Origin of the sequence: Stenotrophomonas sp. HMSC10F06, assembly GCF_001807865.1 — a bacterium.
GTDB classification, from domain to species: Bacteria; Pseudomonadota; Gammaproteobacteria; order Xanthomonadales; family Xanthomonadaceae; genus Stenotrophomonas; species Stenotrophomonas bentonitica_A.
Genome location: NZ_KV791308.1, coordinates 22,944 through 31,526, shown reverse-complemented (window position 1 = coordinate 31,526; position 8,583 = coordinate 22,944). Strand labels below are relative to the sequence as shown.

The window sequence follows — 8,583 nt, the reverse complement described above, 5'->3', positions numbered from 1 at the left end:
CGACGCCGGAGGACATTCGCCGGAAAGGGTATAGGGGCCCAGTGCCCGCCCCAGCGACCCGGCTCAGCGGAGCAGCAACCCAAAAAAAACGGCAGGGTTTCCCCTGCCGTTTTCGTTTCAGCGTGTACCGGTGGCAAGCGTACCGACCAACGGTCGGTACCTACCGGGATGCCGCGATTACTTCAGGCCACGATTGACCAGCAGCGGCTCCACCGACGGATCCTTGCCGCGGAACTCGCGGTACAGATCGGCCAGCTCCACGCTGTTGCCGCGCGAGAGGATCTTGTCGCGGAAGACCTGGCCGTTCTCCGGGGTCAGGCCACCATTTTCCTTGAACCACTCGAAGGCATCATGGTCCAGCACCTCGGCCCAGAAGTAGGCGTAGTAACCGGACGAATACCCGCCACCCCAGATGTGATCGAAGTAGCTGGTACGGTAGCGCGGCGGCACCTGCGGCAGGTCGACCTTGAATTTCTTCAGCGCGGCCGCTTCAAACGGCGCCACGTCCTGCAGCTTGGCGTCGGCCGGCTGGGTGTGCCAGGCCAGGTCGAGCAGGGCCGCCGAGAGGTACTCGGTGGTCGCATAGCCCTGGTTGAAAGTGCGGGCCTTGAGGATCTTGTCGACCAGCGCCTGCGGCATCGGCTCGCCGGTCTTGTAGTTCTTGGCGTAGTTGGCGAAGACCTTCGGGTCCAGCGCCCAATGCTCGTTGAACTGCGAGGGGAACTCGACGAAGTCGCGCGAGGTGCTGGTACCGGCGATGGACGGGTACTTCACCTTCGAGAACATGCCGTGCAGCGCATGGCCGAACTCATGGAACATCGTGGTCACGTCATCGAAGCTCAGCAACGCCGGCTGGCCGGCGGCGGGCTTGGTGAAGTTGCACACGTTGTAGACCACCGGCTTGGCACCGGTCAGGCCATCCTGTTCGACGAACACGTCCATCCAGGCGCCACCGGACTTGCTGTCACGCTTGAAGTAGTCGGTGTAGAACAGGGCCAGCGAGGTGCCGTCCTTGTCGAACACTTCATAGACCTTCATGTCCGGATGGTAGGTGGGGATATCGGTACGCGGCTTGAAGGTAATGCCGTACAGCTGCGTGGCGGCGTAGAAGACGCCGTTCTGCAGCACGTTGTCCATCTCGAAGTACGGCTTGATCTGCGATTCGTCCAGGTCGTACTGCGCCTTCCGCACCTGTTCGGCGTAGAAGTCCCAATCGGAGGCAGCAAGCTTGAAACCGCCCTTCTGTGCGTCGATCACCTTCTGCATTTCGCTGATCTCGCCACGCGCCTTGGCGGTCGCGGCCGGCACGGTGTCGGTCAGCAGCTTGAGCGCGGCGGCCGGGGTCTTGGCCATCTGGTCGGCCAGGCTGTAGGCGGCGTAGTTCTCGAAGCCGAGCAGCTTGGCCTTCTGCGCGCGCAGCTGGGCCAGGCGCTGGATGGTCTCGCGCGTGTCGTTGGCGTCGCCCTTTTCAGCACGGGTTTCCGACGCCTTGAGCACGGCGGCGCGCTGCTCGCGGTCGCTCAGCGAGCCGAGCACCGGCTGCTGGGTGGTGTTCTGCAGCGGCAGCAGGTACTTGCCATCGAGGTTGCGGGCCTTGGCATCGGCGGCGGCGGTGTTGATCGCATCCTCGTCCAGGCCGGCCAGCTTGGCCTTGTCATCGACCACCACGGCACCGGCGGCGGTCGCGGCCACCAGACGGGTGTGGAACTGCGTGGCCAGCGTGGTTTCTTCCACGTTGAGCTTGCGCAGCGAGGCCTTGTCGGCATCGTTCAACTGCGCGCCGGCGCGCACGAACTCCTGGTAGTCACGTTCGACCAGGCGCTTCTGCACCGGGTCCAGGCCCAGCGCATCGCGCTGGTCGTAGATGGTCTTGATGCGGGCGAACAGCTTCGGGTCGAGGTTGATCTCGTCCTGGTGTTCGGCCAGCTTCGGGGCGACTTCTTCCTGCACCTTCTGGCGTGCATCGTTGGTGTCGGCCTGGACCAGGCCGAAGAAGATGCGCGACACGCGGGTCAGGGTCTCGCCGCTGCGCTCCAGCGCTTCGATGGTGTTGTCGAAGGTGGCCGGCTCGGGGTTGTCGGCGATCTTGCGGACTTCAGCCAGGTGCTGCTTCATGCCTTCGTTGAAGGCCGGCAGGTAGTCACTGTCCTTGATCCTGTCGAACGGCGGCGCCTGGAACGGCAGCGTGCTGGCGCTCAACAGCGGGTTGGCGGACGCATCGGCCGGCTGCTGGGTCGGGGCGGGCTGGGTATCGGTCACGGGGGTGGACTCCTTGCCGGAACAGGCCGCCAGCGCCAGGCTGATGGCAGCGGCCAAAACTACGGTACGCGACATGAAACGGGCTCCTTGGATGAGGGCGCGGGACGGAAAATCCCACAGCCGGTCACCCTACTCCCAAAGCCCGCAGGCGGCATGTGCCGGTCGTGGCGCGTGGCTGTGCGGGCCGTGGGGGCTACCCGGTCCGGCCCGCCTGGCGGCGTTCAGACGGTGCCGCGGGTCTTGCCCTGCCAGGGGCGGTAGTACTCGCGGATCGCAGCCATGTCGGCCACGTCGTTGCCGGTGGGATGGAACAGCGGGCCGATGCCGATGGTCTTTTCCGGGTAGTGGAAGTACGCGGCCAGCACGGGCACGTCGGCCATGCGCGCGATCTTGAGGAAGCCGGCCTTCCAGTGCTGCACCGCTTTGCGCGTGCCTTCCGGGGTGATCGCGTACCACAGGCGGTCCGAGCCCCGGATCAGGCTGACCGCCTGTTCCACGGTGCCCTGCGGTGAGCTGCGGTCCAGCGGGATGACGCCGAGCTTGCGCAGCAGCGGGCCCAGCGGCCACCAGAACAGCGAGGCCTTGCCCAGCACCTTGACCTGCATGCCCAGTGCGATCTTCGCTGCCATGCCCCAGAAGCCGTCCCAGTTGGACGAATGCGGGGCGATGATGAAGACCAGCTTGGGTACGTCCGGCAGGGTGCCGGTCACTTTCCAGCCGCCCAGGCGCAGCGTGCAGCGGGCCAGCCAGCGGAGGAAGCGGTTCGGTTTGACCTGCGGCATGTTCGGCGGAACCACCGGCAACAGCGGACTTCGGTTGTTCAAGCAATCACTCCCAATTGCGTGTGGTGCGCCCGCGCTTGATCTGCGCGCGCCCCTTTTTGGCGTCCAGACGACGCAGTTTCGACCCGTAGGTCGGCTTGGTGGCCACGCGCGCCTTGGGCACGCTCAGCCCCGCCTGGATGAAGGCGGCCAGTCGATCGCGCGCGTCCTCGCGGTTACGGTCCTGGGTACGGAAACGCTGTGCATCGATGACCAGCACGCCTTCGCCGGTCATGCGCCGGTCGCGGCGGGCCAGCAGGCGCGCGCGCAACGGCTCGGGCAACGAAGGCGAGCCGGCCACGTCGAAGCGCAGTTCGACGGCGGTGGAGACCTTGTTGACGTTCTGGCCACCGGCACCGCTGGCGCGCACGAAGCGCTCGACGAGTTCCGTCTCCGGAATCGTCAGGTGCGCGCTGATGGTGACTGGCCCGTTGCCCATGGGCGGCATTGTAAGGGGAGGACCCGCCGGCCGGGTGACTGCAACGTGCGTGGATGTCGCCGATAACGTCCTCAATTACGGCCTGATGACGCCATCGCAGGTATTCTCCGGAATCCACGCAACGCAGGATGCTCCGCCATGTCACTGATCCGCCCGCTGGCCCGCCGCGGCCTGACCCGCCTCACTCTGGCCCTGGCGCTGGGCCTGGCCGCGATCGCGCCGGCCCTGGCCGCGCCGCCGTCGGATGCCGACATCAACCGCCTGCTGGCCGCCTCGCGCGCGCAGAGCATGCTCGATACGATGCTGCCGCAGATCGAGGCGATGCAGCGCCAGCAGTTCCAGCAGGTGGCCCAGCAGCGTCAGCTGGATGCGACACAGCAGGCGCAGCTGCAGCGGATCGAGCAGCGGACCAGCCAGACGGTGCGCCAGGCGTTGTCGTGGAAGGAACTGCGGCCGATGTACGTGGATCTGTACAAGCAGACCTTCAGCAAGGAAGACGTGCTGGCGATGGCGGAGTTCTATGAGAGCTCGGCGGGGCAGAGCCTGTTGGACAAGACGCCGGCACTGATGCAGAACGTGATGGTGGCGATCCAGGCCAAGATGCAGCCGCTGTTCGTGGATCTGCAGAAGGACCTGGAAGCGATCGTGAATGAGCCAACACCGGCAAAAAAATAACCGGTAGAGCCGACCGTTGGTCGGCTGTCGTGAAGTAGAGCCGACCGGTGGTCGGCTATCGCACGTCCCAACCAAACAGATCCATCGCCTTGCGGAATTCCCCGTCCACCGGCGCGCTGATGTCCATCGGCGTGCCGTTCGGATGCGGGAAGCGCAGGCGCTCGGCGTGCAGCAGCATGCGGTGGATGCCCTGCATGCGGAAGCTGCGGTTGTGGCGACCGTCGCCGTGGCTGGTGTCGCCGATCAGGTGATGCGAGAGGTGCTTGAGGTGGCGGCGGATCTGGCGGAACCGGCCGGTCTGCGGCTGGCAGCGCAGCAGGGCGTAACGTGAGGTCTCGAACCCACCCATCGGAATGGCGATCTCGCCCACGGCGACCCGCTGGAAGTGGGTGATCGCCTGCTTCTTGACCGGCTTGCCGGGGCCGCCATCCAGGTCGTGATCGACGGTGAAGGCCTCGTCGGCCGGCCAGCCACGGCAGATCGCCAGATAATCCTTGGTGACGTCGCCGCCCATCAGCGATTTGCCGAGCACGCTGGCGCTTTCGCGATCAAAGGCGAGCAGCAGGCAGCCGCTGGTGGCGCGGTCCAGGCGGTGGACGAGGAAGATCGGCTTGCCGAGCTGTTCGCGCAGGCGGTCGGCGAGGAAGTCGTCTTCGCCCCGGGCAAGCTTGCTGTCATGGACCATCAGCCCGGCGGGCTTGTTGACCACGGCGAGCTGGTCGTCCAAGTGCAGCAGCTGCAGGGGCGGAAGCGCCGCCGGCACCTCGGCGATGGCCTCGGCCTGCAGCTCGATCGCGCTCATCGGCGCCACCAGGCACTGGCCAGCGAGAACACCCCCGCCGCGCCGGTCACCCAGCTCCACACCGGGGCATCGCCGAAGTACCAGCCGCCCGGCTGCAGGCCATACAGCACCGCAGCGACGATCATCAGGCCGACGCCGGCGATTGCGGCCACCGCGCGCTTCTGCAGCTTCTGCACGCTGACGTTCAGCGCGGCCAGATCGCGCGAGCGCATCGACAATTCGTGGTCGCCTTCCACCTGCTGGCGCAGCCAGGCATGGACCAGACGCGGCATGTCCGGGGTATGCGTCATGATTTCAGGCAGGCGCTTGCGCACTTCCTTGAGCACGCGGCGCGGGCTGTAACGCTCGCGCAGGATGCGTTCGAGCACCGGCCGTGCGACCGCCCAGATATCCAGTTCCGGATCGAGCTGACGGCCGACACCTTCGATGTTGAGCAGGGTCTTCTGCAGCAGGATCAGCTGCGGCTGCAACGTGAGCTCGTAACGCTGGGCCACCCGGAACAGCTTGATCAGCACCTCGGCCAGCGAGATCTGCGACAGCGGTCGGGTGAAATAGGGTTCGCACACCGAGCGCGCGGCCGCTTCCAGCTCATCGATGCGCACGTTGTTGGGCATCCAGCCGGCTTCGACATGCAGCGCGGCCATGCGCCGGTAATCCTTGTTGAAGATGGCCATGAAGTTCTCGGCCAGGTAGTACTGATCTTCTTCGGAGAGCTGGCCCATGATGCCGAAATCCAGCGCGATGAAGCGCGGGTTGTCGCGGCGCGCCGGATCGGTGTCGACCCAGATGTTGCCGGCGTGCGCATCGGCGTGGAAGAAGTTGTCGCGGAACACCTGGGTGTAGAACACCCGCACGCCCTTGGCGGCCAGCGCCTTGCGGTCGATGCCGGCCTTGTCCAGCGCGACGATGTCATCCGACGGAATGCCCCACACGCGCTCCAGGGTCAGCGCGCGCTCGGCGGTATGGCTCCAGATCACTTCCGGTACGTACAGATCGTCCGAGTCGATCCAGTTGCGACGCAGCACGCTGGCATTGGCGCCTTCGCGCTGCAGATCCAGCTCGGCGGCCAGGGTGTTTTCAACTTCGGCGACCACTTCGCGCGGGCGGATCTTGTCGGCGCGCGGGTGCGCGCGTTCGATCAGTGCGGCTGCCGACTTCAGCAGGGCGATGTCCGCGTCGATCTGCTTTTCGATGTCCGGGCGCAGCACCTTGACCACCACCTGGCGTCCATCGGCCAGCGTGGCCGCGTGCACCTGCGCGATCGAGGCCGAGGCCAGCGGCTGCAGATCGAAGCTGGCGAACGCTTCGCTGACCGGGCGGCCGAGCGCACGTTCGACGATCGCCTGCGCGGTGGCGCCATCGAACGGCTTGACCCGGTCCTGCAGCAGGGTGAGCTCGTTGGCGACATCGGCCGGGATCAGGTCGCGGCGGGTGGAGAGGATCTGGCCGAACTTGACGAAGATCGGGCCGAGGTCCTGCAGTGCCAGGCGCAGGCGCGCGCCGCGCGACTGTGCGGCGATGTCGGCCGAGGCGCGTGGCACGAACGGTTTTGCCAGGCGCAGCCAGCGTTCGGCCGGGGTGCCCTGGAGCAGATCGTCGAGGCGGTAGCGCAGGATGATGCGGCCGATGCGGCTGGCCCGGAAGATCGCCTTCATGCGCCCACCTGCCGCAGGCGCTGGACGCGCACGGCCATGCGTTCAACGTCGTCGCGCATCACGTCCACATCGTCGTGGAAGGCATCCAGTTCTGCTCGGGGTACCACGTCGCGCGACTCCTCGGTGACAAATTCAGCGGCGCTGTGCGCCAGGTCGGACGCGCCGCGGCGCGCGTGCTGCAGTGCCGAGCGCAGGGTGTTGGCGATCTGCACGCCCATCACCTCGCCGAACACGCGCACGAACGGCTGCTGCCAGTCCGGATCGAAACGGGTCGCCAGCTGCTGCAGGCGGCGGGCCAGTTCGGCATCACCGGAGACCTTGACCCGCCCGGCCGGCGCATCACCGCCACGGCGGGCGTTGGCCAGGAACGGCAGCTGGGCCAGCACCCCGCCCAGCGTGCTGCGCACGGCCAGGTCCGGCTCCTGCTGCGGATCGACCGGGCCGACCGTGAGCCGCTCACCGTCCACCCCGATCCGCATCGCCAGCGCGGGCGATTCCAGGGTCAGGGCGATGTGGCGGCCATCCAGCGCGGCCAGCGCGCTGCGGGTGTCCGGGTCCAGCGCCAGTGCGCGGTTGAGCGTGAGCTGCAGCGCATTGCCAGCCAGCGGCTTGAGGGAAGAGAGCAGGGAACGGGCCATCACCGCATTCTACCGCGCGCCCTTGAACGGCGGGCGTCCGCTGGCATCACGCCTGGCCACGCGCCAGGTGCCCACCACATCGACACCGGACACGCGTTTTCGCGGGCGCCGACTCGGTTCATGCTATGGCTCCCCAACACAGCGACAGGAGCGGCAACAGGCATGGGCAAGACCCGGGTAGGCATCATCTTCGGCGGCCGGTCGGCCGAGCACGAGGTTTCGCTGCAATCGGCGAAGAACATTCTCGATGCGCTGGACAAAGACCGTTTCGAGGTCAGCCTGATCGGGATCGACAAGCAGGGCCAGTGGCATGTGAGCGACCCGCGCGACTTCCTGCTCAACGCCAGCGACCCCGCACGGATCGCGCTGCACCGCTCGGGCAATGCGGTGGCGGTGCGGCCCGGCCTGGAGCGGCAGCAGCTGGTCCCGACCGATCCGGCCATCGCGCTGGAGCAGATCGACGTGGTGTTCCCGATCGTGCACGGCACGCTGGGCGAGGATGGCTCGCTGCAGGGCCTGCTGCGCATGGCCAACCTGCCCTTCGTCGGCTCCGGCGTGCTGGGCTCGGCGGTGGCGATGGACAAGGACGTGGCCAAGCGCCTACTGCGCGATGCCGGACTGGCGGTGGCACCGTTCGCCTGCTTCAACCGGGTCACTGCGGCGCGGGCCGATTACACCGCGCTGGTTGCCGAACTGGGCACGCCGCTGTTCGTGAAGCCGGCCAACCAGGGCTCCTCGGTGGGCGTGAGCAAGGTCCGCAGCGAGGCGGAGTTCCACACCGCACTCGCGCTGGCGCTGTCGTTCGATCACAAGGCGCTGGTGGAATCAGCGATCACCGGCCGCGAGATCGAGTGCGCCGTGCTGGGCAATGAACACCCCGAGGCCAGTGTCTGCGGCGAGGTGGTCGTGCACGATGATTTCTATTCCTACGACACCAAGTACATCAGCGAAAGCGGTGCGGACATCGTGGTGCCGGCGGCCATCACCGATGCCGAGCAGTCCCGTATCCGGGAGATCGCGGTGCGGGCCTACCAGGCGCTGGACTGTGCGGGGCTGGCCAGGGTGGATGTGTTCCTGACCCCGGCTGGGGAGGTGGTGATCAATGAGATCAACACGCTGCCCGGCTTCACCCGCATCAGCATGTACCCGAAGTTGTGGGCCGCCAGCGGGCTGGATTACACCGCATTGATCACACGGCTGCTGGAACTGGCGATGGCCCGGCATGCCCACGAGCGCGATCTGCGCAGCTCCATCGCAACAACGGCCTGATCATCGTCGCCGATGTCAGGCCGTC

Annotated in this window: 8 protein-coding genes; 2 read left to right on the top strand and 6 right to left on the bottom strand. The window is 66.7% G+C overall.

Translation table 11 applies throughout. The features are described 5' to 3' along the window. Window positions 1–177: 177 nt before the first annotated feature. From dcp to arfB, 3 genes are all read right to left on the bottom strand, one after another. Window positions 178–2,334: a peptidyl-dipeptidase Dcp gene (gene dcp, locus HMPREF3113_RS17165; protein ID WP_019184865.1), complete on the bottom strand. Its 2,157-nt coding sequence runs from the start codon at window positions 2,332–2,334 to the stop codon at window positions 178–180. A gap of 146 nt (window positions 2,335–2,480) precedes the next feature. Then, complete coding sequence (locus HMPREF3113_RS17160) at window positions 2,481–3,041, bottom strand: lysophospholipid acyltransferase family protein (RefSeq protein WP_235318846.1); 561 nt, start codon at window positions 3,039–3,041, stop codon at window positions 2,481–2,483. A gap of 46 nt (window positions 3,042–3,087) precedes the next feature. Further along, complete coding sequence (gene arfB / locus HMPREF3113_RS17155) at window positions 3,088–3,519, bottom strand: alternative ribosome rescue aminoacyl-tRNA hydrolase ArfB (protein WP_019184867.1); 432 nt, start codon at window positions 3,517–3,519, stop codon at window positions 3,088–3,090. Window positions 3,520–3,657: 138 nt separating this feature from the next. On the opposite strand from arfB, the gene HMPREF3113_RS17150 reads away from it, so the two are divergent. Next, on the top strand, window positions 3,658–4,194 hold the full coding sequence (locus tag HMPREF3113_RS17150) for a DUF2059 domain-containing protein (RefSeq protein ID WP_070474260.1): 537 nt from the start codon (window positions 3,658–3,660) through the stop codon (window positions 4,192–4,194). A 55-nt stretch (window positions 4,195–4,249) separates the two neighbouring features. Here HMPREF3113_RS17150 and HMPREF3113_RS17145 read toward each other — a convergent pair whose 3' ends face one another. The 3 genes from HMPREF3113_RS17145 to HMPREF3113_RS17135 are packed head-to-tail and all read right to left on the bottom strand — an operon-like array spanning window position 4,250 to window position 7,289. After that, entirely contained in the window at window positions 4,250–4,996 is a 747-nt protein-coding gene (locus HMPREF3113_RS17145; protein ID WP_070474495.1) for a pseudouridine synthase, read from the bottom strand. Further along, window positions 4,993–6,651, bottom strand: coding sequence for a ubiquinone biosynthesis regulatory protein kinase UbiB (gene ubiB, locus HMPREF3113_RS17140; protein ID WP_019184870.1), 1,659 nt, complete (start codon window positions 6,649–6,651; stop codon window positions 4,993–4,995). Before ubiB ends, HMPREF3113_RS17145 begins: the two co-directional genes overlap by 4 nt. Next, window positions 6,648–7,289, bottom strand: a complete 642-nt coding sequence (locus HMPREF3113_RS17135; RefSeq protein ID WP_019184871.1) for a ubiquinone biosynthesis accessory factor UbiJ — start codon at window positions 7,287–7,289, stop codon at window positions 6,648–6,650. The genes ubiB and HMPREF3113_RS17135 overlap by 4 nt, the downstream gene beginning before the upstream one ends. Before the next feature lie 162 nt (window positions 7,290–7,451). Between HMPREF3113_RS17135 and ddlA the strand changes: the two genes are divergently transcribed. Next, window positions 7,452–8,558, top strand: a complete 1,107-nt coding sequence (ddlA, locus tag HMPREF3113_RS17130; protein WP_070474257.1) for a D-alanine--D-alanine ligase — start codon at window positions 7,452–7,454, stop codon at window positions 8,556–8,558. Window positions 8,559–8,583 lie beyond the last annotated feature (25 nt).

Bases quoted from the DNA above. Each gene is read 5' to 3' on its own strand.
- HMPREF3113_RS17145 (WP_070474495.1), bottom strand. From the start codon at position 4,996: ATGAGCGCGATCGAGCTGCAGGCCGAGGCCATCGCCGAGGTGCCGGCG.
- ubiB (WP_019184870.1), bottom strand. From the start codon at position 6,651: ATGAAGGCGATCTTCCGGGCCAGCCGCATCGGCCGCATCATCCTGCGC.
- dcp (WP_019184865.1), bottom strand. From the start codon at position 2,334: ATGTCGCGTACCGTAGTTTTGGCCGCTGCCATCAGCCTGGCGCTGGCG.
- ddlA (WP_070474257.1), top strand. From the start codon at position 7,452: ATGGGCAAGACCCGGGTAGGCATCATCTTCGGCGGCCGGTCGGCCGAG.
- arfB (WP_019184867.1), bottom strand. From the start codon at position 3,519: ATGGGCAACGGGCCAGTCACCATCAGCGCGCACCTGACGATTCCGGAG.
- HMPREF3113_RS17160 (WP_235318846.1), bottom strand. From the start codon at position 3,041: ATGCCGCAGGTCAAACCGAACCGCTTCCTCCGCTGGCTGGCCCGCTGC.
- HMPREF3113_RS17150 (WP_070474260.1), top strand. From the start codon at position 3,658: ATGTCACTGATCCGCCCGCTGGCCCGCCGCGGCCTGACCCGCCTCACT.
- HMPREF3113_RS17135 (WP_019184871.1), bottom strand. From the start codon at position 7,289: ATGGCCCGTTCCCTGCTCTCTTCCCTCAAGCCGCTGGCTGGCAATGCG.